The sequence below is a fragment of the Tenacibaculum sp. MAR_2010_89 genome (assembly GCF_900105985.1).
Classification (GTDB): domain Bacteria; phylum Bacteroidota; class Bacteroidia; order Flavobacteriales; family Flavobacteriaceae; genus Polaribacter; species Polaribacter halocynthiae.
This window is the reverse complement of the sequence record NZ_FNUB01000005.1, coordinates 1,079,934-1,105,808: the sequence shown is the minus strand read 5'-3', so window position 1 is coordinate 1,105,808 and position 25,875 is coordinate 1,079,934. Positions and strand designations below refer to the sequence as shown.

Sequence of the window (25,875 nt, the reverse complement as noted above, 5' to 3'; positions counted from 1 at the left end):
ACATTGAATATTTTGGTTAAAATTGATACTATAGAACTACCTGATTTCCCTCTATTACTAGCTCCTATGGAAGACGTAAGTGATCCTCCTTTTAGAGCTTTGTGTAAAGAAAATGGGGCAGATGTAGTTTACACAGAATTTATTTCTTCAGAAGGTTTAATCCGTGATGCTGCTAAAAGTGTTATGAAATTAGATATTTATGAAAAAGAGAGACCTGTTGGTATTCAAATTTTTGGTGCCAATTTAGATTCAATGTTACGTTCTGTAGAAATTGTAGAGAAGACTAACCCTGATATTATTGACATTAATTTTGGGTGCCCTGTAAAAAAAGTAGTTTCTAAAGGAGCTGGAGCTGGTATTCTAAAAGATATCGATTTAATGGTTAAGTTAACTGAAGCTATGGTTAAGCACACTAAGTTACCTATTACTGTTAAAACACGTTTAGGCTGGGACCATGATTCAATTAAAATAGTTGAAGTTGCAGAACGTTTGCAAGATGTAGGCTGTAAAGCTATTTCAATTCATGGTCGAACTCGTGCCCAAATGTATAAAGGAAATGCAGACTGGACTCCAATAGCTGAAGTAAAAAACAACCCAAGAATGCATATTCCTGTGTTTGGTAACGGTGATGTTAATTCTCCTGAAAAAGCAATGGAAATGCGAGATAAATTTGGTTTAGATGGCTGTATGATAGGTAGAGCTTCTATCGGCTATCCTTGGTTTTTCAAAGAAGTTAAACATTTTTTTAAAACAGGAGAACATTTACCTACTCCTACTATTTTGGAGCGTACAGAAATGGCTCGTCGTCACTTAGAAATGGCTATTGATTGGAAAGGAGAACGCCTAGGGGTTGTTGAAACAAGAAGGCATTATACTAATTATTTTAAAGGCATTCCTCATTTTAAAGAATACCGTCTTAAAATGGTAACCATGGATGACCCAAAAGATGTTTTTGATACTTTTAATTTAGTGAAAGACAAATTTGGAGATTCTATACTATAACATATAGTTAATAGGAGCACTATTTCTCAATAAACTTAACAGAAATTCTAGAGCTTGCAATTTTAGCAGCTACATACCCAAGAATCGTGATTGTAGTTGCTACAACTAATAAATTCGTCCACCTAAATTCAACAGGATAAGGTAAATTATAGGCTATCATAAACACACCATAATGGAGCTGAATTAACACTAAACTTATACCTAAAACTAGACCAAAAATCATTCCTACCAGAACCAATAAAAAACCTTGATACACGAAAATATTTTTAACTTCTTTTATACTAGCTCCAAGACTTAATAAAGTTTTTAAATTTTTTCTTTTATCAATAATCATCATAATTATTGAACCTATTACATTAAACAAAGCAATTATTATTATTAATGTAAATATTAAATAAGATATAAAATTCTCTGTATTTACTACTTTATAATATAATGCATTTAACTGTTTTTTTGTTTTAACAACATAGTTGCTACCTAGAGCATTTTGTAATTCATCTCTAACATCGTCATTATTAAAAGAGTTTTTTAATTTTAACTCTAAACCAGTTACCGTATTTTCTGAATAATTTAGTAGTACTCTAGCCAAATCAATATTAGTATATACATATTTATTCTGAAACTCTTCAGAACCAGAATACACACCTATAACTTGAGTACTTACTGAATTAAAAGCATTATTAGGATTTATAAATCCTTTACCAGGTTTTGGCACAAAAATCTGTAAAGGTTCTCCAAAATCTAAAACACCTAATGAAAGTTTGTAAAAAATACCATATCCAACAACTGCTGTATTTCTATATTCTTTATCTAACCATCTACCAACAGTTAAAGAGGAATCTATAGTTACTATTTGATTATATAACTCATCAACACCCTTTATGTAAGCTATATGATTTTTATTTTTATATTTTAAAGAAACTCGTTCTTCTATAACTTTTGAACTTACTTGAATTCCTTTATTACTTCTTAATACTTCATCAATTTTTTCTGTATACACAAAAGTTTTCCCTTTAGCGGGTATAATTTTTATAGCAGGATCTGAAGCCTCTAACAAAGAATCACTAAAAGTACGAAGACCTGAAAATCCTGATAAAACCACAAACAATGCTATAGTACCAACCACAACACTAAAGGTTGCTATGAAAGTAATTATATTAATTGCATTTGTACCGCTTTTTGAAAACAAGTATCTTTTAGCTATGTATAAAGAAAACTTCAATAGTTGATTATGCGTATTAGAATTTAATCTTTCAAATTTATGCGTTTTTTTTTAACTATTCTCTTTATATTTTTAATACTTAAAATATTTACAAATAAAAAAACTACTTGCAAACACAAGTAGTTTATATTTCTATATACTATATAAGAATGTTAACGTTTTTGACGTTTAGGTAAAACGTCTGGGTTTTTAATCGGATCAACATCATCTCCCTTTAAAGACTTATCTATTTCTTCAATATAATCCAAGCTATCATCTCCAAAAAACAACAACTCAGGCATTCTTCGTAATTGATTTTTTGTTCGTTGAGCCATTTCATGCCTTATTAATGGGGTGTTAGATTTTACTCCATCAATAATTTCATCTCTTTTGTCAGATGGAAATACACTTAAGTATACTTTTGCCACACCTAAATCTGAAGTTACTGATACTTTTGATACAGATATTATTACCCCTCTCATTCCATCTTGAGCAGCTCTTTGTAAAACATCTACTAAGTCTTGTTGCAATACACCTGCAATTTTACGCTGTCTATTTGTTTCTTCCATGCTGCAAATTTAGGAAATATTTTCTTCCTAACAGTACTATTTTATGGTGTATACAGTTTATTTTTTATGGCATACATTACCAAGCCCACTCTATTTCTAACATCTAATTTAGTAAATAAACTATCTCTATACCCATCAATTGTTTTAGGACTTAAAAACATTTTTTCAGCAATTTCCTTATACGTTAATTCAGAGCAAGCTAAACGCATAAATTTTAATTCATTTTCTTTAAAGCTAACTGTACTTCGTCCATTTTTACCAGAAACAGAATCTAACAATAAATTAGTAACTTCTTTAGTATGATAAAACCCATTCTCCATTAACTCTAACAAGGCTTTTTCTAAAACTCCTTTTTGGGTATCCTTTAATAAATACCCTACTGCCCCTGCTTTTAACATTTTTAAGATAGTACCATCAGCATCTTCAACTGACAATGCCATTACATGTACATTAGGATAATTCTCAACAATCCAATGAGTTGTTTCTATACCATTCATTACTGGCATATTAACATCCATTAATACTATATCTGGAATATTTTTAGGCGATCCTAAAAACTTATCGGAAACTTCTTTTCCGTTTTTACAAGTATATAAAACTTTAAACTTATCAAAGGTATTCACCATCCCTTCAATAGCTTGCGACAATAGTGTATGGTCATCTACGACTACAACTGAATATTTCATAATATAGTAGAGTTAGGGTTATATTTAGACTTCTGCTTAGATATTGGGGAAAGCTTAAAAATAGTAATTAATTGTTAAAGTTGTACCTTTTTTAGGCTCAGATTTTAAAGTTGCTTTGGCTTTTATCAATTTTATTCTTGCTTTTATATTTTGTAAACCAATACCTTTTAAGGTAACTTTCTCTACCTCAAACCCTACTCCATTATCTTTAGCTACAATATCTAAAACATTGTTTCTATATTCTAAAACCACATCTAAACTAGTAGCTTTAGAATGCTTAATAGTGTTAGAGAAAAATTCTTGTAACACCCTAAAAATTATAATTCCATGCTTTTGATTTATCTCTTTTGTTTCACCTAAAATAGTTAATCTAGCATTTATATAATTTAACCTATTAAAACGTTCAATTTCTAATTGTAAGGCATCAATAAATTTTATATTATTTATAAATTCAGGGTTTATAGATTTTGAAAGCGCTCTAATTTCCGTTAAACTTTTCGTTATTGTTTCTGTTATTTCACCCATATTATCAGGTGATGCATACTGTAATTGTATTTTTGCTAAAGTTAAAAGTTGCCCAATATTATCATGCAACTCCCAACTAATATTACGTAAAGTCTCTTCTCGTATTTCTATTTGTGTTTCTGCAATTTCTCTTTCAAACTGTTTTTTAATACTATTTCTTTCTTGTAATAATTTATTTTTTCTACGCTGGAAAACTGTAAATAGTATTATCAGAAACAACACTCCAAAAACAACTAATACTGTTGATATTAAAACTATAACTTGCTCTTGTTCCAACTCCATAATAAACCAATTATAAAACAACTATGCATTATTATAGTTAAAACATGTTGAATTCTATATAACTCAAAAAAATTACTCCCTTCTTTCATAAAATTAAATATAGCTGTTAAAGGAAGTGTTCCTAAATAATAAAGCAGTAAGCCTGTTGATATCCAAAAAAAAATATTTTTTTTATAATTTACTATATCCTCTGACAATAACATTTCTCTTAGAAATAAAAGTAAGGTAACAGCTATGAATAAAGAACCAAAAACTGGAGCTATAGTATTTAATTTAGTTTTAAATATTGAAATTCCATAAAAAAAACTACTACAAAAATACACTACATTATACAAAACTACGCCTAACTTAATTACCTTATTTGTAAGCCTATCCTCAGAAATATTTTTATATAAAAATAACAATATATTAAACTCTAAAAGAATCAATACATTATAAAAGAAATTATTAAATTGGAAACTTGAAAGCAAAAGAGCCAATGTCTCTACAAAAAACAGACAAAAAAGATAAATTAAAAACAAATTAGTTTTTTGACCCGTAAAAGTCGTTTTGAATTTTACTAAAAACATAACAAAGCTAACTGCTGACAAAATATATCCTGTATAGAAAAAAACCATTCTTAAGTCTCATTTTATTTATAAGGCGGTTGTGGTAAGCCTCTATTTCCTACACCGCTTATTTCTTCCATATCATCTCCGTTTCTCATACTAAAAGCAACTGTTTCTTTCTTTATTGATGGTAAATTATAATTATAGTCTTTTCTTTTCCCTTCTTTATAATCCCCCTCTGAATCATAAATCCAATTATACCCATGCTTAACTAACATTTCTTTAAACGTTACTAATTCACCACGTTTAGCACTTTGAACCGGATCAAATAAAACTTGTTTACCTCTAATAGTTGTAGATGGCATATAAATTAAACTACCATATCCCTTTTCTTTTCCTTCATGCTTTGGTTTTACAGTTGCAATGAAACTAATTCCTGTAATTTCAATTTTCACTTTTCTACTCAAGTTTTCTATATGTCCTAGATATTTTTTAAACTGTAAAAAATCAAAAGTTGTAACTCGAGAATCTTCATACCCAAGTACTCTTTCAATAGGCTCTATTCTTGTCGTATCATAACTTTTTAGCATTTCAATAATTTCTGAGTAGCTCAACATCTCTTTTGTTCTACCTTCATCCTTATAACAAAAAACACCATTTTCATTTGCATTTTCAATACACTCTTCATAGGTACATTCTTTACAAAAGATGCTTCTGAATATTCCAATTATTTTCTGAAATATATTCTTTTTATTCATAATACGTTTGGTTTTAATTCTAGTCAAATATACACTCTTGTTCTTTTGAAAAGCAAATCATTTTTACAAGCACCTAAGTAAATCAAGCTTTTACATAAAACAATCAGGTAAAACACCCTAAACCTAAAAGCTAATAACCTATGTTCTTTTCAAGTATTTTACTGTTGTTCAATTACCAAAAAACAAAAAAGCTAACAAATAAATTTGTTAGCTTTTTTCATATTTTAATTACTATCCTCATCTGGATATGGAGGTTTTTTATGACTTAAATTACCAGCACTACTCATTTGATCTTCTATAGTTTCTCTATTTTTAAGGTTGTCTTTTACTTCTTTAAGAACTACATTACGATTATCATAATCTCTCTTAGTATCATACACCCAATTATAACCATATTTTGCTAACATTTCTTTCATGGTCACTATCTTATCTTTAGTTGAATATACTGGATCAAAACAAACGTTTTCACCTCTAATTTCGGTTGTTGGCATAAACATGTTAGTTTGATAATTTGGAGTTCCGTGCTTAGTTTTGTATGGGTAGGCTGCCGATATAAAATTAATTCCAGTAATTTTTATGTTCTTTTCCTTTGCTAATGTTTTTACATAAACCAAATAATTCTCAATTGTCTCTATTGAATAATAATTCATTCTAGTATCCTCAAACCCTAACCCATTCTCTAACAATGGCTTTCTTGTTTTGTCATAATGCTCCAACATAGCAACTATATCTTTATACATTAACATATTGTAAGGTCGAGATATTTTTGTTTCCTTATTTAGTGGAGCCTCTTCCAATTTATCTTGATTACAAGATGTAAAAATCGTGGTAGCCAACATTGCTACTACTAAAAATTTGTTTTTCATAAAATTTGTTTTAAAAAGTTTGCAATTATTTTTAGGTAACTACTTTTTTCATACAGAATAACACATACAACAAAATCATATACACCTTCAATTGAATAAGGTGTAATTGTAATATATGTTAACATTAAAAATCTGCAGGAAATTCATAGCCAATCCTTAACATCAAATATACTATATTTTTTCTACAAAAAATATTTCTTGAACACATTAAAAAACTCCATAAACAAACCTCATATCTTTTCACACAATTAATAAACTCTTTATTCAGGAGAAAACACCTTAAAAAACAAACGGGTTATCACATACTCTTTATAGTTGTTTTACTTACAAATACACTTTTAATTTAATTGAATTTTGCCATCAGTTATTTCGAAAGACTAAAAGGCGATAACCGAAAAGCCTAATAATAAATAGAGTAGGTAAAAAATAAATATTATGCCAAATTTAGTTCCAGAATTGAATAGTTTAGATTTTAACGTGTATGTTGGTGGGCCTTTACAAGCTGCAATTCAAGCACAAACAGCTGCCTCAATGGCTACTGTAAACTTCATTAAAGAAGTTGGTTTTGAAAATGACAATGATCCTAACACAGTTGACCAATTACGTTATGTAGATTTTAAATACAAAAAATCAGTTCCTAATCCACATGTAGGTAAAACTGCCCAAGAATTAACAGATGAAGGCCTACCTCCTTCTACAAACACTACTAATAACTTTTTAGATAACGAAGTAGAAATTAAAGTGCCTTTTTTAACAATGTTAACAATTCCTTCTATACGAATTGATGAAGTTAATATTGATTTTAATGCTAGGTTAAGCTCAACAGAAACTAGAAATGTTTCTTCTGAATTTGCTGCTAGTGCAGAACTAGGTATTAACTATAAAATAGTGAATTTTAAAGCTTCTGCTTCTTATAAGCGTAATACTTCACAAGGAGTAAAAGTTGATAAAACTTACAACTTAGGAGTAAAAGTAAAAGCTGTGAATGATGAATTACCTGAAGGTTTAAGTAGAATCTTAGACATGCTTGAAGACAGTATAGCTGCAGTTGCTTAACACTAACAAATAAAGAGAAACTATCTAAAAAATTATTTTTAACGCCATTCCGAAAAATCTTCATTTCATTCGTAATGACCATTTTTTAGATAGCCTCTTTTTAAAAACTTATATTATGGTCAATTTAAATGAATACCTTGGAGGTATAGCCACTAGCATTTCAGAAGCCCGATTAATGTCGGATTTAAAATCTTTAGAAATTGCAGAAAAATTTGCAAAACACGATTTATTAAAACATTTTTCAATTCCTCGTTTTAAAGCTAAAAACATTGAACTTACAATTCCTGTAGCTATTGGTGAATTAGAAAATAGTTATGAAAAAGAATATCAACCTATAGATAATATTGGATTTAATTCTAAAACTTATACCATTTTAAAAGACGCTTCAAAAGCCACTTCTTTTGATAGAAAAACATCTATAAGCCTACGTTCGGTTATTGCAAAAGAAACCGATGAACTTGAAAGAAATATAAAATCTACCGAAAACAAAGATCTTTCACTAAAACAATTTTCAGAAAGAGTTGCTGAAAAATTTGTTTCAGTTTCAAAAGAAAAACTAGACTATACTTCTTTGGTAAACAAATTGACCACAGATCTTAAACCTTCTATAAAAAACAGACAGTTAGTAAAACAGAATACAAAAGTTATTGTAGAGGCTCATAAATTGAATGAAATTAAACCCGAAAATATTGTTCAAATTAAAATGACATTAAACGAAGAAAGTATGGAATGGTATACTTCAGAGAATGAAAATGGAGAGAAAGAATCTAAATTACTACCTGAATAGCCATGAGGAAATCTATAACAAAAATAACTTCAAATATAAAAAAGCAACTTTCAGAAATTCACAACTTAGTAAATCAGTTAGAGAAAAAAAGCTCGCAAAGCATTAGAAGTATAAACGACTGGTTACTTAATACCGAAAAAATGCTTCAAGAACTTAACTTACCCGAGTCATCTAAATTTTCAGTAAAAAGAGGTGAGCTAACAGCTTTTATTCCAGGTACTAATGGGAACAAAAAAAAAGAATATGCACATCTTGCAGCAACAATATTAACACAAGCTCAACAAGATTTGTGGGAAACATTTTCTGCTTATTCTACAAAACTAGAAAACGCTTCAACTTTAATTAATCAATTATTAGGTGTAATATACCAAACAAAAGAATTTAAATACGACACAAATGAAAACTTTACTATTTTTTTAAACGAAGTATGGAACTTTTGCTCTAATCACGAACAATTAAAAGGCATTACTGCTCAAATATTATCGCTAATTAGCAGGTCGGATGTGATTATAATTATGGCTGAAAAAATAGATTTAGAAAACCTATAATATCAAACTATATTTTTTATTTTTATCCTATGAATAAAATAGAACATATTGGTATTGCCGTTAAAGATTTAGAAAAGTCAAATCAACTATTTGCTTCTTTATTTGGTGAACCTCATTATAAAGTTGAAGAAGTAGCTAGTGAGGGGGTTAAAACTTCATTTTTCAAATCTGGACCTAACAAAATAGAACTACTAGAAGCTACAAAAGAAGATAGTCCTATTGCTAAATTTATAGAAAAAAAAGGAGAAGGTGTTCATCATATTGCTTTTGCCGTTGATGATATTGAACAAGAAATTAATCGATTAGAGAAAGAAGGCTTTACTGTTTTAAATAAAGTTCCTAAAAAAGGAGCTGATAATAAACTAGTTACTTTTTTACACCCAAAAACAACGAACGGGGTATTAATTGAACTTTGCCAAGAAATTAAAAACTCTAATGTGTAAATAATTATAATGCAATAACCGAGTTATTAAACGTTAATTATAATAATCATTAAATAATAATTCCTTATTGAGCATTGACTAGTATTTAGTATCTTGCAGGGTTTATAAACTGACTTATTAAAATGAATACATCTTTTGATTCTTTTCAAAAACGTCGCTTACAATCTTCTTACGTTTCGGTGGTTGTAAGTATTGCTTTGGTTCTTTTTATGATTGGTGTTCTTGGTTTAGTTTTACTAAAATCAACGAAAGTTGCTAATCACTTTAAAGAAAAAGTTGTGATGACTTTATTTTTAAAGGATGATGTTTCTAAAAAACAGTTAGATAAATTTAAAACTGCTATACAAAAAGAAGCTTACACAAAAAATTTAGCATACATAAGTAAAGCAGAAGCTGCCAAATCATATAAAAGAGATTTAGGTGAAGATTTCTTAAAGTTTTTAGGTGACAACCCATTAAAAAACGGGATAGATATTTATTTAAATGCTACTTATGTTACTCCTGAAAAAATGCTAGAACTTGAAAAAAAATATAAAAAAAACAGCTTTGTAGCTGAAGTAAACTACGATAAGCCGTTAGTTAAGTTATTAACCAAAAACATTAAACGCATGAGTTTTTGGCTACTAGTTTTAAGTGGTTTTTTTGGACTAGTTGCCATTATTTTAATAAATAGTTCTATTAGATTATCTATATATTCAAAACGTTTTAATATAAAAACTATGCAAATGGTCGGTGCAACTAAACGTTTTATTAGAAAACCTTTTATTTGGCAAAGTATTAAACTTGGATTACTAGGTGCTTTTATTGCATTTCTTGGTTTATCAATAGTAATTTACTATGTAGATAGCTATATACCAACACTTGAATTAATTAAAGATTATGTTTCGTTATGTTATGTTACTGGTGGTGTGCTATTCATTGCCTTTTTTATCACATGGATTAGTACATTTTTTGCTACTCAACGATTCTTAAATTTACAAACTAACGACTTGTATTATTAAATTATATACAGAGTGATTGATTTAAAGTTTATTCTTTCAATCACACACTAAAATTTACAGTAATGAAAAACGAAAACAACTCAAAACAACAATTTTTATTTGGTAAACGTAATTATGTTATTATGCTTATTGGAATAGCTGTTATTGCACTTGGATTTATATTAATGGCAGGTGGCGGTAGCGACGATCCTAAAGTTTTTAATCCTGATATTTATAGTTGGCGTAGAATTCGTTTAGCGCCTACCTTAGTTATTATTGGTCTTGGTATAGAAATTTATGCTATTTTTGCCAACCCTAAAAAATAAGTATGGATTTATTAGAAGCAATAATTCTTGGAATTATTCAAGGGTTAACAGAATTTTTACCTGTATCATCAAGTGGACATTTAGAGTTAGCCAAAGCAATTTTTGGAGATACATCTGTACCAGAAGAAAGTTTAACTTTTACTGTAGTGTTACATGCTGCTACAGCTTTAAGTACTCTTGTTATTTTTAGAAAAGAAGTTTTAGAAATTTTTCAAGGTTTATTTCAGTTTAAGTGGAATGAACAAACTAAATTCTCTTTAAAAATTGTACTTTCTATGATTCCTGCAGTTATTATAGGATTATTGTTTGAAGAACAGTTAGAAAGTTTTTTTGGAGGAAAGATATTATTAGTAGGCTGCATGCTTTTAGTAACCGCCGCACTACTGTTACTTGCTGACAAAGCTAAAAACACTACTAAAAACGTATCCTTTTCAAATTCAATAATTATTGGTATTTCTCAAGCAATTGCAATGCTACCTGGTATATCTCGTTCAGGAGCAACAATTTCTACTTCTGTTTTATTAGGAGTTGATCGTACCAAAGCTGCTCGTTTTTCATTTTTAATGGTTGTTCCTTTAATTTTTGGAAAAGTAGCTAAAGATCTTTTAAGTGGTGACATTAACTTCCAAAGTTCTGAAGCACTTCCGCTTACAGCAGGATTTATAGCCGCTTTTGTTTCTGGTTTACTTGCTTGTAAATGGATGATTTCATTAGTTAAAAAAAGTAAATTATCATACTTTTCTTTATATTGTGCTATTGTAGGATTATTAGCTATTAGTTATTCTTTATTTTTTTAAATGACAGCAGAAGATTTCAAAAACGGACAGGTTTTATTAATTGATAAACCTTTAGAGTGGACTTCATTTCAAGTAGTAAATAAAATTCGCTGGCATATTCGCAAACAGTATAACATAAAAAAAATAAAAGTTGGGCATGCTGGAACTTTAGATCCTTTAGCTACTGGATTACTAATTTTATGTACTGGTAAACAAACTAAAAATATTGAAACTTACCAAGGTCAAATCAAAGAATACACGGGTACTTTCACAATTGGAGCGACTACTCCTAGTTATGATCTAGAAACAGAAATAGACAAAACATTTCCTATTGACCATATTACAGAAGATATATTACACAGTAAAACCAAAAAATTCATTGGTAAAATTCAGCAAAAACCACCTATTTTTTCAGCTATAAAAAAAGAAGGAAAACGTTTATATGAATTAGCACGAGCAGGTGAAACGACTGAAATAAAATCACGTGAGATTGAAATCGTTGAATTTGAGATTACGAATATCAATTTACCTAAAGTTGATTTTAGAGTTGTTTGTAGTAAAGGAACTTATATTCGCTCTTTAGCTTATGATTTTGGTTTAGCTATTAATTCTGGCGCTCACTTATCTGCTTTAAGGAGAACCAAAATTGGTGATTTCTCTGTAAATAAAGCTTTAAGTATTGATGGGTTTATCTCTTCTATAGAAAATTAATATACTCCTTTAATTTCTGATATCTTAATTTTAATAACACTATTGCATAGAAAAATTTATAGCGATTTCTTGCTAGTAACTTAATATTATTACGTATAATAGTATTCATGGCCTGCATGCTACCTTCTCCTTCCATTTCTTTTTTTTATAATTAGTCGTTTAAAATATATTTTCTGTTACAAAAACTATGGAATAATTTTTGAGTAATTACTCGAAAATTAATTCAACATGAAAAAACTACTACTTATCAGCCTAATAACATTAACAACTTCTTCATTCTCTCAAAATGATAAAGCGCATCCTTTTTTTACAGGATCATTAAGCACAACTTTTGGTATAAATCAACAGTATAAAATAAACGAAGAAGGAAACGGTCCTTTTATAGTTCCTAAATCTATTTTATTAAGAACAGGATTCGGGTATCAATTTAACAAACGTTGGGCTTCAAGTATAAATGTTGGATATGATCATCATTTTAGCTATACCATTAACTCTATTCCAGCATTTGCTAGCTTACGATATAATTTCATTAGAAATTCAAGCGATGCTTATTTTATAGAAACTAGTTATGGACAAATGTTTAGGTTATCGAAAAAATTCTCAAATGGTAACTATTACAAAGTAGGATTAGGAATGCTTTCAATAAGTAACAATAGATGGAACGGACTCTTACGATTAGATTTTCATAGAAAAAAAATAGCTGGTTTTAAAAACGGTAATCTCGATAGTGTTTCTATTGGTTTTGGTTTCTCTTTTAATTAGAAGCCATCAAAAAAGAGGTAGATTAGTTAATCTACCTCTTTTTTTTATATTAGTTATAAAAAATTACAAGAACCTATTATACCAACTTTCTGTTATTGGTACTTCCCAGTGGTTTTCTAATTCTCCTTTTGTTTGAATTAAATTATCAAAAACTATGGTTTTAGGAGATACTGATTTTTGCTTTAGCATCTTTTTAAAATCTTTCAAATCTTTATACTGAACAAATTCCCCTTGCTTAAAGCATACATTCATTTTATCTAGTAACTCAACACTATATTTTTCTTGTAACCCAAGAATAAAAGCTACTTGTTTATCAATATCTTCATTTTTTAACTCTACATCTTCAGCAGCATAGAAAACAATGAACCTATTGTAAATTAATTTATATGATGCTTTAAAGTTTTCGTCTTCTAACTTCCATTCATTTGTAAAATCTTCTAATTCTTTTTTTATTCCTTCAATTTCTTGAGGATAAAATTTTCTACTTGATGGATATACCCAAACCTTTGCTTCATTAGATAATAAATCACAATCTATCAACATATTACTTTCTTTTAAGCTGCAAAGATACCAAAACAAAAATCCGTTTAGCCATAATGGTTAAACGGATTTTAAACTTTTAATTTTAATTTGATTAGCTCAATAATGATACCAAATCATCCTCGGTATTTCTACCCTTATTTTTATTGTACCAAATTTGCAAATCTTTTTTGAATTCTGCATCTAATTTTCCATTTTTTTCTTTATAAGTTTTCACCATAGCAGTTGCCTCACTTGGTCGAGGTCCCCATGTACCAACCACATTTTTCTTATCATCTAAAACTATTAATTTCGGAATTGAACGCCCTCCATTTGTCAAAAAGCTATCCATCAAATCTAAATTCTCATCTCTAAGAACTAATTGTAAGTTTATATTTGAGTTTTCTTTCGCTATTTTATTTATCATTGGTAAATTTTGAGCTGCGTCACCACACCATCCTTCAGTTAATACCAACCACGTTTGTTTATCCTTAATTTTTTTTACGTTCTCAATAGACTCAGAAGAAACATGCAACGTTTTATCTAAACGCTTCATTCGTTTATCATTTAAAACACTATAATTTAAAAGATCTTCAGATTGATTTTCTCCAGTTGATTTTCCTTCTTTAATCAGTTTATCAACCAACACCTTATAATCATCGTAAGACATTGCTTTACTTAAGCTCTTTTCAATAATTTCTTTCATCTTAAATATTTTTAACTAAAACACTAAACTATTTAGTTGTATTCACTCAATTTTAGACGCAACTTTTTAGAAAGCTTACAACGAGTATTCTTTACTTTTTTTCAGATTCGAAATAATATCATTAGTCATAGAAGCTAAATCAAATTCATGCTTCCAACCCCAATCCTTTCTAGCCTGTGAATCATCAATTATTTGAGGCCATGTATCAGCGATGTCTTGTCGAAAATCAGGCTTATAAGAAATAGAAAAATCTGGAACATATTTTTTTATCTCATTAGCAATCTCTTTTGGAGTAAAACTAATTGCCCCCAAATTATAGGAGGTTCTTATTTTAATTTGATCAGAATTAGCTTGCATAATTTGTATTGTAGCGTCAATAGCATCTTTCATGTACATCATTGGCAACCTAGTATTTTCACTTAAAAAACATTCAAAGTTTTTATTCTTTAATGCTTCAAAGTAGATATCAACAGCATAATCTGTAGTACCTCCACCAGGTAATGTTTTCCAACTTATGATTCCTGGATATCTTATGCTACGAACATCAACTCCATATTTATTATGATAATAATTACACCAATGTTCACCAGCAACCTTACTAATACCATAAACTGTTGATGGCTCCATTACAGTTTGTTGAGGAGTATTCATTTTAGGAGAAGTATTGCCAAATACAGCCATTGAACTAGGCCAATAAACTTTCTCAATATATTTATCTTTAGCTAATTCTAAGACAGCTAATAGTGAAGTCATATTTAAATCCCAACCTTTTAAAGGATACTTTTCAGCAGTAGCTGATAACATTGCTGCCATTAGGTATACTTGATTTACATTGTACTTTTCAATTACTTCTAAAATTTGTTCTTTATTGGTCGCATCAACTATTTCAAAAGGGCCAGCAGCCATCATTTCATCATTCCCTTCTCTAATATCAGAAGCTATTATATTTTTACCCCCATAAACCTCTCTTAACCTTTCAGTTAACTCAGTACCTATTTGACCACAAGCACCTATAATTAGTATTGTATCTTCCATTTATTAATAATTCAAAAATATAAACATACAAAAGTAACAAATTTCAGATTTCATAAAATAAAAATATTGTTTTTTAAGAATTAATAATTTTTCTATCAAAAAACATCAATTTGACTTTAACTAATAAATCTGTAATTTTACATCATGATAAATTTAAAGAAACTTCCAGCTCTTCGTTTTTTAAAACTATTTGTATTAATTATAGTTTTAAGTTGTTCTCAGTCTAAAAAAGAGACAAAAAAAACTACTATAACAAAAAGTGGAATGAATATTACAAATAGTTATACCTATAATAACTTAGATAGCGTTTTTCTAATCAAATTAAAAAAGTGGAAAGAATACTCTGATTTAGCTGAATTTCTTAATCAATATGAAAAAACAACTCCTAGAGAAGCTTTGAACAACGCTTTAGAATTAAAAAACTTAACAAAGAAAGCGAAAGATAGTAATATTATAAAAACACTTAAAACACCTGCTTTCAATGCACGCATTAATGTTTTTGAAAATGAAGTTTTAAGATTAGCTGACATGACGTATATTCCTGCAATTTCCTCACAACAAGTGAACAAACAAATAGAAAATATTTTTTCATCATTTAACAGTCTTAACTCTAAAATAATTGCAATTTATAAAAAAGACAAATTTAACAACTCTGTTAAAATTGATGAAGTATTCAAAAAAATACGCTAAATTAGTAGGGTTTATGGTGTTAAATATGTTAATATTGTGACTACTAAATGCCAATTTAGTTAAAATGGAATAAAAATATAACTCTTTTACAATTTTTAGAATGAAAAATACAATTACCCTTTTATTATTTTTCTCTTTAACATTTCCTTTTTATGGACAGATCCAGCAAAATGCTCCATGGTCTGAATCAAGTGAATTAAAGCAGAAGAAAAAAATCACCTTAGAAGATGTTTCTAAGGCTGCAGAAACTTATTTTAAAACCATTGACCGAGATAAAAAAGGTAGTGGATTAAAACCTTTTAAACGATGGGAATATCACTGGTCTCATTACTTAAAACCTGACGGAACTATAGCTCCAGCAAAAGATTTATGGAACGCTTGGGAACAAAAAAAACAATTAAGTAAACAAAATATAAAAAATAATGGAGATTGGAAAGCTCTTGGTCCTTTTACTAGTTCAAATACATCTGGCTTGGCTCCTAATTTTGAACAAATTGGTCAAGGACGTATTAATGCAATAGCTGTTGACCCTAGTAATTCAAATACCTATTATATTGGATCTCCTGCTGGTGGAATATGGAAATCTACTGATGCTGGGGTTAATTGGACTCCTTTAACTGATTATTTACCACAAATTGGTGTTTCAGGTATTGCTATTCACCCTACCGATTCAAAAACAATTTATATTGCAACTGGTGATGATGATGCCAATCATTCTTATGCAGTTGGTGTATGGAAATCAACTGATGGAGGGATAACATGGAACAATACAGGAGCAATTCCAGGTAATCCAAACTCTATGAATGAGATTTATTTTATGCCTAATGCATCTAATACTCTATTAGTTGCTACAAGTACTGGTGTTCAAAAAACTACAGATGCAGGAACAACTTGGAGCACTAAACTTTCTGGAAATATCTTAGACATAAAAATGAAACCTGGGGATGCTAACACTTGGTATGCTTTAACCAAAGATCGTTTTTTTAAATCTACTGATGGAGGTGATACTTTTGTTGAAAAAAACATACCTGGAATAACAACAGATAATCTTTTGACTACTGATAAAGATGAAAGTAATTCTTCTAGAATGACTATGGATGTAACAGCTGCAAACTCAAATTACTTGTATGTTATAAGTGCAGCTACAAGAAGTGAAAACCGAAAATTTAATGGTATTTACAAATCAACAGATAGTGGTGAAACTTTCACTAAAACAAATGAAAATAATAACATTTTTGAAAGTAACCAAGCATGGTTTGATCTAGCATTCACTGTATCTCCTACCAATGCTGATAGACTTTATGTAGGTGTTCTAAACATATGGCAATCAGTAAATGGAGGTGATAATTTTTTCAAAACAAATAATTGGGATAAATATGAAAAAAGCTATACTCATGCAGACATTCATTTTTTACGCTTTTTTGGAAATAAATTATTTGCAGGTACAGATGGAGGAATATATATGTCTGAAGACAATGGGGTAACTTATACCGATTTAACAAAAAATATCGCTATCAGTCAATTTTACAAAATTTCAATTTCACAAACAAAGAAAGACATAATAGCTGGTGGTACACAAGACAATGGCGGTTTTGGTTATAATAGTGAAAAATGGTATAACTACCACGGAGGGGATGGAATGGAAGGTATTATAAGTGTAAATGATTATAAAAAACACTATGGTTTCATGCAGAATGGATATTACTTATTCATATCTGATAATATTTCATCAAATGGAACCTCTTCTCTAATATCACCAAGCGACGAAAGAAATGTTGCTACTGGTGATACTGGAGGTAAATGGATCACTCCTTTGGTTTCTGACAGTAAAGGGAGTATCTATGCTGGATATAGTCAAGTATATAAACTAGATGAAACTAATCCTTCTAACAGAAAATGGATCAAATTATCAAATCATAATTTTGAAGGCGATATCGTTGGCCTAGAAATTGACCCAAACGATGATAATACTATATATGCATTTGGAAGAAATAGCTTTGGTGTTTCAAAAATTCATAAAAGTACTGATGCTGGTGTAACATTTTCAATAATTGCTGCATTTAATGAAAGTGTAAACTCTATAGAAGTAAGTAATACCGATTCAGATACTGTTTGGCTTGTAACTAGCCAAAATGTATACAAATCTACAAACGCAAAAAATAATGCTCCTACATTTACAAAAATATTAGGAAATTTGCCTTCTGAAGGTAAAAATATTATTAAACATCATACTAGAAGTGGGAATAATACTGTTTATCTAGGAACAAATTTAGGCGTGTATTATATTAATGATGACATTACAGAATGGAAAACATTTGACAATAAGTTACCTAACACTCAAATTAGAGATTTAGAAATAAATGAAGAAGAAGCTATATTGTATGCTGCTACTTTTGGTAGAGGTATATTTTCTACACCAATCCCAAAGAAACTACCTAATAATGACGTACGTTTATTATCTATAGACAGCCCAGTATCAAACAAACTTAACTGTGAAGCTGGTTTGGCTCCTGAAGTTACAGTTAAAAACCAAGGGAAAAATGAAATAACAGCTGTAACTGTTAAATATAGTATTGACGGGGGAGTTGAAAGTACTTACAACTGGACTGGTAGTATTCCTTCTGAAGCAACTAAAAAAATTACAATACCTACTTTTAATGTAGCAAGCGGTAATCATTCTTTAGCTGTTGAAACAATTATTACCAATGATGCTTATGCTAGTAATAACAAACAAAGCACTACATTTTTATTAAATAATTTTAATAGCACTCCTACTACTTTAAATTCTTTTGAAAATAGTAGTGATGAATTATTGGTAGAAACCACCTCGAGTGCAATGTGGGAGATTGGTTCTGCTGGTAAAACACAATTGAAAGTACCTTCAGGATCTAAAGCTTACTTTACAAAAGCAACTGGAAACTACCCTGATAAAACAACTGGATATCTTTATACAGGTTGTTATGACATAACTCAAATCACAAATCCTAACTTGAAATTCAAAATGGCTTTTGATATTGAAAAAGATTGGGATTACATGAATGTTGAGTACACTACTGACAATGGTAAAAACTGGAAAATTTTAGGTACAGCTTCAGATGCAAACTGGTATAATAGTTCAGCAACAACTGATTCTACAAATAGATCAAAATTACCTGGAAAGCAATGGACTGGTGCTGGTACTGAAAGTAACACCCTAGGAGGAACTAACGCTACTGCTCATCAGTATAGCTATGATTTATCTGCTTTTTCAACAGAAAACAGTTTTATAATCCGTTTTGTATTTAAAGCTGATGATAATACGAATGGTGAAGGTGCTGTAATTGACGATTTAGTAATTGAAGGAACATTATCTAGTGGTGATGTTACTTTACTAAATAACATTTCAATTTCACCAAATCCATCTGAAAGTATTTTTAATTTAAAATGGAAATCAGAAGGAGAGACTATGAATGTTGGTGTTTTTGATATTACTGGTAAACAAGTATTTTCTAAAAAGAATATTAAAGATAGTAATCATCGTTTAGACATGAGTAACTATTCAAGTGGTATATATTTACTAAAAATGCAAATGAATGGTAAATCGGCTACTAAAAAGCTTATTTTAAAATAATAAAATATTTTTTTTTGATTCAAAACCGAAGCTATATGCTTCGGTTTTTTGTTTTTATAATTAAAAACAAGTAATTACAAATTCAATTATTTTTTAGTAGTTTTGGTTTTATAAGAACAAATTCTATAATCAAGATGAAAAATTTTCTATTACTATTTTCTTTAAGCGTATTTATTTTTACTGCATGTAATGAAAAAAAAGAAGCCCAAAAAATTAGTATTAAGGAAATAAAAACAGAAGTTAATCTGTTATTAAACAATTGGCACAATGCTGCTGCAGAAGCTAATTATGAAAATTATTTTAATAGTCTGGCGAATACTTCTATTTATATTGGAACTGATGCTTCAGAAAATTGGACTAAAAAAGAATTCAGTAACTTTTGTAAACCTTATTTTGACAAAGGAAAAGCTTGGGATTTTAAACCTCTTGAAAGAAATATTTACACTAGTAATAACAACGAAATTGTTTGGTTTGATGAATTACTGAATACATGGATGGGAACCTGTAGAGGCTCAGGAGTACTAGAAAAAAATAAAAATAACGAATGGAAAATTAAACACTATGTTTTATCTGTAGAGATTCCTAACAACGATATAAGAAAAGTAATTGACATCAAAAAAGTACAAGACTCCCTATTCTTATCTAAATTCAAATAACGACTTCATTTACTGCTTCAAAAATTAAATTAGTTTCAAAACCTTTGTATAATAGGTGATCTATAATCTTCTTTTTTTTCTTAAATAAGTTTGTTTCGCTTAAAAAGTTATTTTTCTTTTCTATTAAACTGTATAAAGTAGCTATATAGTCTTGTTCATCAATCTCTTTTAAAGCCGTTTTGATATTATAAGACGATATCTCTCTTTGTTTTAATTCACGAACTATTCGTTGCTTACCCCACTTTTTTATTCTAAACTTCCCTCTAGCAAAACTTTTTGAAAATCGTTCTTCATTTAAAAAATTGTGTTCCAAAAGATGTAATAAAACATACTCTCTTGCTTCAGGAATTAAATTATAGTCTCTTAATTTTTTTTCTACATCTTTATGACATCGATCTTGGTATACACAATAAAATTCAATTTTCCTCTTAATTTCATCAACAGTAAATACTTTTTTACTCATATTTTCTAATAAACTTACTGTAATAATGTAACTGCATATTCTGCTACAAGAAAATCATTTTCTATTGAACTTCCACTAACCCCAATAGCCCCTATAATATCACCATCTGCATTTTTTATTGGAATTCCTCCTGGAAATGTAATTAATCCACCATTTGAATGTTCAATATTAAATAAGGGTCCATTAGGTTGTGACAACTCACCCAACACTCCTGTTTCTTTATTAAATAAACGAGCTGTTTTAGCCTTTTTAATAGCGATATCTATAGCTCCTAGTACAGCTCCATCCATTCTAGCAAAAGTCAATAAATTTGCTCCCGCATCAACAACTGCTATATTCATATATACATTTAATTGATTTGCTTTAATTTTCGCCCTGCTAATTACATTTTCAGCTTCAAGTAATGTGATATTCATAATGGATATTAATTTTTCAACTACAAATGTATTAAACTATATTCTTTAAAAAAGTAATAACCTTATCTTTATAACTAGCCCCAATAGGAATTTCAACTGAATTCACTTCTATATCATTAATTGTAAAAGCTGAAATTTTATTTGTATTTATGACATAGGAACGATGTACCCGTAAAAAATTTTTATTTGCTAATTCTTCTTCTATTTCACCTATTTTGTATTTAGAAACAATTCGTTTATCATTAACCGTATGAATTTTAATATAATCTTTCAAACTTTCTATAAATAAAATTTGATCAATTTTAATTTTATGATGCTTATTCCCTGATTTAACAAGGATAAATTCATCTTGTAAAACTTCTTTTTTTTCAGGTACAATTAAAGAATTCGCTCTAAGAAATTTATCAATAGATTTGAAGAAACGCTCAAATGTTATAGGTTTTAATAAATAATCAACCACATCTAAATCGTAACTCTCAATAGCATAATCTCTATATGCTGTTGTGAAAATTGTTTTCGGAGGGTTTTTTATAGTTTTCAAAAAATCAATTCCAGTAATATTAGGCATTTTTATATCCAAAAACAATAAATCTATTTCCTGAGTACTTAAAATTTCAAATGCTTTTATAGCATTATTGCAAGTAGCCACAACCTGTAAAGAATCAATTTTTGAAATATGATTTTCTATCAACTTAATAGCTAATGGTTCATCATCAACTAACAAACATTTTATTTTCATAAACTAACTTTCATTAATATTTAACATTACTGTAAAATTATAGTTAGAATAATCTATTTCCAAACTATATTTTTTTTGGTAAATTAAATTAAGTTGCTTTCTAATATTCGTAAGACCAATGCTCTCTTTGCTTTTAGATTGATAATCTTTTGACACAGAGTTTGAAATCTTAAAAAGAAACCCTTCTTCATTATTTGATATATGAATATTAATTTTTGGCGACCCGCTATCTTCTCCAGCTCCATGTTTAAAAGCATTTTCTACTAACGACAATAAAATTAATGGAGGGATTTCTATATCATTTTCAATTTCTGTAATAAAAGAAATTTGCAATCTATCATCATATCTTAATTTTTCTAATTCTATATAATTCTTCATCAGTTGTATTTCACTAGAAAGTGTCACAAATTTACCATTACACCTATATAGTATATGATCTAAAATCTCTGAAAGCTTACCAATCGATGTTGGTGTTTTTGGAGAGTTCTCTAAAGAAAGTGTATAAATATTATTCAACGTATTGAATAAAAAATGCGGATTCAATTGTGCTTTTAAAGTTTCCAACTCACTTTTAGTTTTTTCTTTCTCTAACACCAATCCTTTTTCCGTTACTTTTTTATAATCCATAAAGTATTTGACTGAAAGAAATATTAATGTGATTAGATACATACTTGGTATGTAGTAAAAAAGAAGTTTTTTCCAATCGGATAGTATTTCCAAGATTGGCTCTTGTGTAAAAAAACCTTTTCTTACTAATATTTCACCAACATGCACCACTAAAAACCGATTAAATGCAGCTAACAAATAAGATCCCAACAAAAACAATATAATTGTTTTTACATATTTTTTCTTCAACAAAAACTTTGGGATTACATAATATGCTAAAAAATAAGAAGTCAATATTTGTGGAATCATATGACATAAGGACATCACTGTTGTTCCTATAAAAGTAAACTCTTGATTATGTTTAATAGAATCTTTAGGGAAATCTAAAATAAAAAAAGCAAACCAAAATAGAAGATGCTGTAATGCTCTCTTCTTCTGAAAAAAATTAATAATAGTTGTTATTGTAATCATACTTGTAAATATATAAATAGCATAATCAATTATTAGTACTAATCGACAAACTAGCTTTTTTTACTCCTAATTGTATTCTTTTTCCTCCTAAACTAATTATTTAATTAAAAAAATACCAAACGTCGACTTTTAATACTCATTTGTCTATTCTCTATATAATATCCTCAAATACATCTCATTTTTGTTTAACAAAACAAATATTCTAAAAAGATGAAAAGGTTATTATTAATTATTATTAGTTCTTTTACTTTATCAAGCTACTCTCAAGACAATTGTAAGAAACTACTAGATGCAGTAAATAAAAGAAACATAACGCAAGTTCGTACATTATTAAAAACTACAAATCCAAATTGTAGTTTCAGAGGCTTAGGTGAACCTAGATCTCCATTAGTCTCAGCAGCTCGAAAAGGAGACTTAACTATTGGTAAACTTTTAATTTCTTATAACGCTTCAACTGAATACCATTCATCTGGAGACGAAACTCCTTTAATTGCTACTTCAGCAAATGGGCATTTAAATTTCGTTAGTTACCTTATTAAAAAAGGAGCAAAAATTAATAAACAAGTAAATGGTGATGGCACTGCTTTAATTGCTGCTGTTAGAAATAATCATTATAAAATTGCTGAAATTTTATTAAAAAACGGCGCAGATCCTATGCTGAATTCTCCTGGTGACGAATACCCAATGTACCATGCAATTTCAACAAAAAATGAAGCTATGATAACCTTATTAAAAAAATACATTAAATAAAAAACATGAAAAATTTACTATCAATATTTATTTTATTCTTTGTAATTTCACTTTCAGCACAGGTAACAGTTACTGGAAAGGTTGTTGAAAAGAGCACAAATCAACCATTAGAATTCGCAACAATTATTTTTAAAAACCCTGCTACAAATCAAATTATAACCGGTGAATCAACTGATCAAAAAGGGAACTATTCTGTAAAAGTCAAAAAAGGTGTTTATAACGTAATAGTTGAGTTTATAGGATTTAAAAACTATTCCATAAATAGTCTCTCACTTACAAAGAACAAAAAAATGGTTACTATTCATTTAGAAGAAAATGCGCAAGCCTTAGATGAAGTAGAAGTCATTGCAGAAAAATCAACTACCGAATACAAGTTAGATAAGCGTGTTTTTAACGTTGGTAAAGATTTAATTTCAAAAGGAGGGTCAGTAAACGACATTTTAAACAATGTTCCTTCTGTTAATGTAGATATTGAAGGTGCAGTAAGCCTAAGAGGAAACTCTAATGTACGTATTTTAATTAATGGAAAACCTTCTGTTTTAACAAGCAACAACGGCTTGGAATCTATTCCCTCAGAAACCATCCAAAAGGTAGAAGTTATTACGAATCCATCAGCCAAATACGATGCTGAAGGAACCGGAGGAATCATTAATATTATTTTAAAGAAAAATAAAAACAATGACTTTGGTAGCTCACTCCAATTCACCACAGGAGCGCCAGACAATCATAGTATTAATTACAATATGAACTATAAAAAAGAAAAATTTAATCTATTTTCAAATATTTCATATCGTTACATGTCGTTTAATGGTAATGGTTACTTAAACAGAACTAATTTTACCAATAACACTATTAGTTCATTTTCTAATAGAACAACAGACATGAATAGATCCCGCAGTACGTTTAATCTTTATTTTGGGAGTGATTACTACATAAATGATCAAAACACCCTAACCCTAAGCTACTACTATAGAAATAACACCAGTAAAAACAGTGTAGATTATACTTTTAATTTTTTAAACAACTTAAAACAAATAGACAATGTTCTTACCTCTAAAGAAACATATAAAGAACCTCAAAAAGCGAATCAAATTGAATTAAACTATGTAAAAACATTTGCCAAAAAAGGTCAAAAATTAACTGTAAATTTTCAATATGATTTTTGGAATGATGACGAAAACGAATTAGTTGAAGAGCAACAAACATTTCCTACAACCTCAGCAATAAATTTATTAAAAAGTAGAGATATAGAAAGCAGTAAAGATTTTTTATTTCAATCTGACTTTAAATTACCTATTTCAAAAAAAACACATATTGAAATGGGAATAAAAGGAGAAATCAGGAACATTGATAGCAACTATAAAGTATGGGACAACGCTACACTAATAGATAGCTTAGATAACTTATTAAAATACAACGAACGTATTTACGGAGCATACATACAATATGGTAACAGAAAAAACAAACTACAATACCTAGTTGGACTACGAGCAGAATATGCTAATACTGGAAGTACAGACAGGAAAAACAAATTTAAAACTGCAAAAAGTTATACTGACTTATTTCCAACAGCACATTTAACCTATAACTTTAATAAGAGAGCAAACATGCAACTAAGTTATAGTAGAAGAATAAGACGTCCTAGTTTCTGGCATTTAAACCCTTTTGGAGGAATTTCAGATAGGCGAAATATTCGTGTTGGTAATCCCGATTTAAATCCTATGTACACAAACTCTTTTGAGTTAGGTGTATTAAAACGTTGGAATAAATTCACCTTTAATCCTTCTATTTATTATCAACGTACAACAAATGTTTTTGAAACCTTAATAATTCCAAATACGACAGGAGCATTAATTTCCAAACCTATAAACTCAGGAACTGAAAATAGATTTGGAGCTGAATTAGCTTTACGATATTCTCCTAACAAATGGTGGCGTTTATCTAGTGAATTTAACTATTATTCTTTTGATCAAAGAGGGATTTACACAGTAAACGATAATACATGGTCTACTCGTTTAAACTCAAGAATGAGATTTTCAAAACTTACCATCCAGTCAAGCTTTAACTATAGAGGAGAAAGACAAAGTGGTCAAATATTTACTGAAGCTCAATACAGAGCAAACATAGGGATTAGCAAAGATTTTTTAGAAGATAAAGCTACTGTTACTCTAAATATGAATAATATTTTAGACTCAAGAGTTAGCAAACAATTAATAACAGGAGAAAATTACACAACAAATACATACAATCGTCCAATTGGTAGATTTACTTCAATAACGTTTACTTATCGCTTTAACCGATCAAAAAAAGTTAGAGATCGTTTGCCTGATTAACACTTTATATTATAACCTATAAAAACCAGTAAGAAATTCCTTTTTTACTGGTTTT

28 protein-coding genes are annotated in these 25,875 nt (G+C 29.0%); 15 read left to right on the top strand and 13 right to left on the bottom strand.

Annotation, left to right across the window (positions count from 1 at the left end; translation table 11 throughout):
• Positions 1-12 precede the first annotated feature (12 nt).
• The gene (gene dusB / locus BLV71_RS08455; protein ID WP_093870126.1) at positions 13-1,002 is read left to right on the top strand and encodes a tRNA dihydrouridine synthase DusB; all 990 of its coding nucleotides are present in this window, start codon (positions 13-15) and stop codon (positions 1,000-1,002) included.
• 19 nt (positions 1,003-1,021) lie between these two features.
• Here the strand turns inward: dusB and BLV71_RS08450 are convergent, their stop codons facing one another.
• From BLV71_RS08450 to BLV71_RS08420, 6 genes are all read right to left on the bottom strand, one after another.
• On the bottom strand, positions 1,022-2,224 hold the full coding sequence (locus tag BLV71_RS08450; protein WP_093870125.1) for an ABC transporter permease: 1,203 nt from the start codon (positions 2,222-2,224) through the stop codon (positions 1,022-1,024).
• A 152-nt stretch (positions 2,225-2,376) separates the two neighbouring features.
• Complete coding sequence (rbfA, locus tag BLV71_RS08445; RefSeq protein WP_093870124.1) at positions 2,377-2,772, bottom strand: 30S ribosome-binding factor RbfA; 396 nt, start codon at positions 2,770-2,772, stop codon at positions 2,377-2,379.
• Between the two features lie 41 nt (positions 2,773-2,813).
• Positions 2,814-3,461: a response regulator transcription factor gene (locus tag BLV71_RS08440; protein ID WP_093870123.1), complete on the bottom strand. Its 648-nt coding sequence runs from the start codon at positions 3,459-3,461 to the stop codon at positions 2,814-2,816.
• 51 nt (positions 3,462-3,512) lie between these two features.
• A complete protein-coding gene (locus BLV71_RS08435; protein WP_093870122.1) occupies positions 3,513-4,265 on the bottom strand; it encodes a sensor histidine kinase in 753 nt (250 codons plus the stop codon).
• A gap of 631 nt (positions 4,266-4,896) precedes the next feature.
• Positions 4,897-5,571, bottom strand: a complete 675-nt coding sequence (locus BLV71_RS08425; protein WP_093870120.1) for a hypothetical protein — start codon at positions 5,569-5,571, stop codon at positions 4,897-4,899.
• Positions 5,572-5,795: 224 nt separating this feature from the next.
• Entirely contained in the window at positions 5,796-6,437 is a 642-nt protein-coding gene (locus tag BLV71_RS08420) for a hypothetical protein (protein WP_093870119.1), read from the bottom strand.
• 435 nt (positions 6,438-6,872) lie between these two features.
• Between BLV71_RS08420 and BLV71_RS08415 the strand changes: the two genes are divergently transcribed.
• The 9 genes from BLV71_RS08415 (at position 6,873) to BLV71_RS08375 (ending at position 12,826) form a co-directional block, all read left to right on the top strand.
• Entirely contained in the window at positions 6,873-7,493 is a 621-nt protein-coding gene (locus BLV71_RS08415) for a DUF2589 domain-containing protein (protein WP_093870118.1), read from the top strand.
• A 115-nt stretch (positions 7,494-7,608) separates the two neighbouring features.
• Positions 7,609-8,280, top strand: coding sequence for a hypothetical protein (locus BLV71_RS08410; protein ID WP_093870117.1), 672 nt, complete (start codon positions 7,609-7,611; stop codon positions 8,278-8,280).
• Between the two features lie 2 nt (positions 8,281-8,282).
• Positions 8,283-8,828: a hypothetical protein gene (locus tag BLV71_RS08405; RefSeq protein WP_093870116.1), complete on the top strand. Its 546-nt coding sequence runs from the start codon at positions 8,283-8,285 to the stop codon at positions 8,826-8,828.
• 29 nt (positions 8,829-8,857) lie between these two features.
• On the top strand, positions 8,858-9,271 hold the full coding sequence (gene mce, locus BLV71_RS08400; RefSeq protein ID WP_093870115.1) for a methylmalonyl-CoA epimerase: 414 nt from the start codon (positions 8,858-8,860) through the stop codon (positions 9,269-9,271).
• Positions 9,272-9,393: 122 nt separating this feature from the next.
• Positions 9,394-10,272 carry a cell division protein FtsX gene (locus BLV71_RS08395; protein WP_093870114.1) on the top strand — a complete coding sequence of 293 codons (879 nt, stop codon included), beginning with the start codon at positions 9,394-9,396 and terminating at the stop codon, positions 10,270-10,272.
• Positions 10,273-10,334: 62 nt separating this feature from the next.
• The gene (locus BLV71_RS08390; RefSeq protein WP_093870113.1) at positions 10,335-10,577 is read left to right on the top strand and encodes a DUF3098 domain-containing protein; all 243 of its coding nucleotides are present in this window, start codon (positions 10,335-10,337) and stop codon (positions 10,575-10,577) included.
• Positions 10,578-10,579: 2 nt separating this feature from the next.
• A complete protein-coding gene (locus BLV71_RS08385; RefSeq protein WP_093870112.1) occupies positions 10,580-11,374 on the top strand; it encodes an undecaprenyl-diphosphate phosphatase in 795 nt (264 codons plus the stop codon).
• Positions 11,375-12,064 carry a tRNA pseudouridine(55) synthase TruB gene (gene truB / locus BLV71_RS08380; RefSeq protein WP_093870111.1) on the top strand — a complete coding sequence of 230 codons (690 nt, stop codon included), beginning with the start codon at positions 11,375-11,377 and terminating at the stop codon, positions 12,062-12,064.
• Between the two features lie 228 nt (positions 12,065-12,292).
• Positions 12,293-12,826 carry a hypothetical protein gene (locus BLV71_RS08375; protein ID WP_093870110.1) on the top strand — a complete coding sequence of 178 codons (534 nt, stop codon included), beginning with the start codon at positions 12,293-12,295 and terminating at the stop codon, positions 12,824-12,826.
• Positions 12,827-12,889: 63 nt separating this feature from the next.
• Here BLV71_RS08375 and BLV71_RS08370 read toward each other — a convergent pair whose 3' ends face one another.
• The 3 genes from BLV71_RS08370 to BLV71_RS08360 form a co-directional block, all read right to left on the bottom strand.
• Positions 12,890-13,369, bottom strand: a complete 480-nt coding sequence (locus BLV71_RS08370; protein WP_093870109.1) for an ABC transporter ATPase — start codon at positions 13,367-13,369, stop codon at positions 12,890-12,892.
• Positions 13,370-13,460: 91 nt separating this feature from the next.
• Positions 13,461-14,051: a thioredoxin family protein gene (locus BLV71_RS08365; RefSeq protein WP_093870108.1), complete on the bottom strand. Its 591-nt coding sequence runs from the start codon at positions 14,049-14,051 to the stop codon at positions 13,461-13,463.
• A 75-nt stretch (positions 14,052-14,126) separates the two neighbouring features.
• Positions 14,127-15,086 (bottom strand): NAD-dependent epimerase/dehydratase family protein, encoded by a 960-nt coding sequence (locus BLV71_RS08360; RefSeq protein ID WP_093870107.1) that lies wholly within the window; start codon positions 15,084-15,086, stop codon positions 14,127-14,129.
• Positions 15,087-15,230: 144 nt separating this feature from the next.
• Here BLV71_RS08360 and BLV71_RS08355 point away from each other — a divergent pair, with 144 nt between their 5' ends.
• The 3 genes from BLV71_RS08355 (at position 15,231) to BLV71_RS08345 (ending at position 20,042) form a co-directional block, all read left to right on the top strand.
• Positions 15,231-15,776 (top strand): hypothetical protein, encoded by a 546-nt coding sequence (locus tag BLV71_RS08355; protein WP_093870106.1) that lies wholly within the window; start codon positions 15,231-15,233, stop codon positions 15,774-15,776.
• A gap of 100 nt (positions 15,777-15,876) precedes the next feature.
• Positions 15,877-19,386, top strand: a complete 3,510-nt coding sequence (locus tag BLV71_RS08350; RefSeq protein WP_093870105.1) for a T9SS type A sorting domain-containing protein — start codon at positions 15,877-15,879, stop codon at positions 19,384-19,386.
• Positions 19,387-19,520: 134 nt separating this feature from the next.
• Positions 19,521-20,042 (top strand): nuclear transport factor 2 family protein, encoded by a 522-nt coding sequence (locus BLV71_RS08345; protein ID WP_093870104.1) that lies wholly within the window; start codon positions 19,521-19,523, stop codon positions 20,040-20,042.
• Here the strand turns inward: BLV71_RS08345 and BLV71_RS08340 are convergent.
• From BLV71_RS08340 to BLV71_RS08325, 4 genes are read right to left on the bottom strand one after another with little or no spacing between them, the layout of a single operon-like run.
• Complete coding sequence (locus BLV71_RS08340) at positions 20,035-20,505, bottom strand: regulatory protein RecX (RefSeq protein ID WP_093870103.1); 471 nt, start codon at positions 20,503-20,505, stop codon at positions 20,035-20,037. The two genes, BLV71_RS08345 and BLV71_RS08340, sit on opposite strands and share 8 nt — an antisense overlap.
• Before the next feature lie 14 nt (positions 20,506-20,519).
• Positions 20,520-20,921 (bottom strand): GlcG/HbpS family heme-binding protein, encoded by a 402-nt coding sequence (locus tag BLV71_RS08335; protein WP_093870102.1) that lies wholly within the window; start codon positions 20,919-20,921, stop codon positions 20,520-20,522.
• 31 nt (positions 20,922-20,952) lie between these two features.
• Positions 20,953-21,660 carry a LytR/AlgR family response regulator transcription factor gene (locus BLV71_RS08330; protein WP_093870101.1) on the bottom strand — a complete coding sequence of 236 codons (708 nt, stop codon included), beginning with the start codon at positions 21,658-21,660 and terminating at the stop codon, positions 20,953-20,955.
• A gap of 3 nt (positions 21,661-21,663) precedes the next feature.
• Positions 21,664-22,737 carry a sensor histidine kinase gene (locus BLV71_RS08325; protein WP_255405138.1) on the bottom strand — a complete coding sequence of 358 codons (1,074 nt, stop codon included), beginning with the start codon at positions 22,735-22,737 and terminating at the stop codon, positions 21,664-21,666.
• A gap of 210 nt (positions 22,738-22,947) precedes the next feature.
• Between BLV71_RS08325 and BLV71_RS08320 the strand changes: the two genes are divergently transcribed.
• Together BLV71_RS08320 and BLV71_RS08315 are read left to right on the top strand one after the other, a co-directional pair.
• Entirely contained in the window at positions 22,948-23,487 is a 540-nt protein-coding gene (locus BLV71_RS08320) for an ankyrin repeat domain-containing protein (protein ID WP_093870100.1), read from the top strand.
• Positions 23,488-23,492: 5 nt separating this feature from the next.
• Positions 23,493-25,820: a TonB-dependent receptor gene (locus BLV71_RS08315; RefSeq protein ID WP_093870099.1), complete on the top strand. Its 2,328-nt coding sequence runs from the start codon at positions 23,493-23,495 to the stop codon at positions 25,818-25,820.
• Positions 25,821-25,875: the final 55 nt, after the last annotated feature.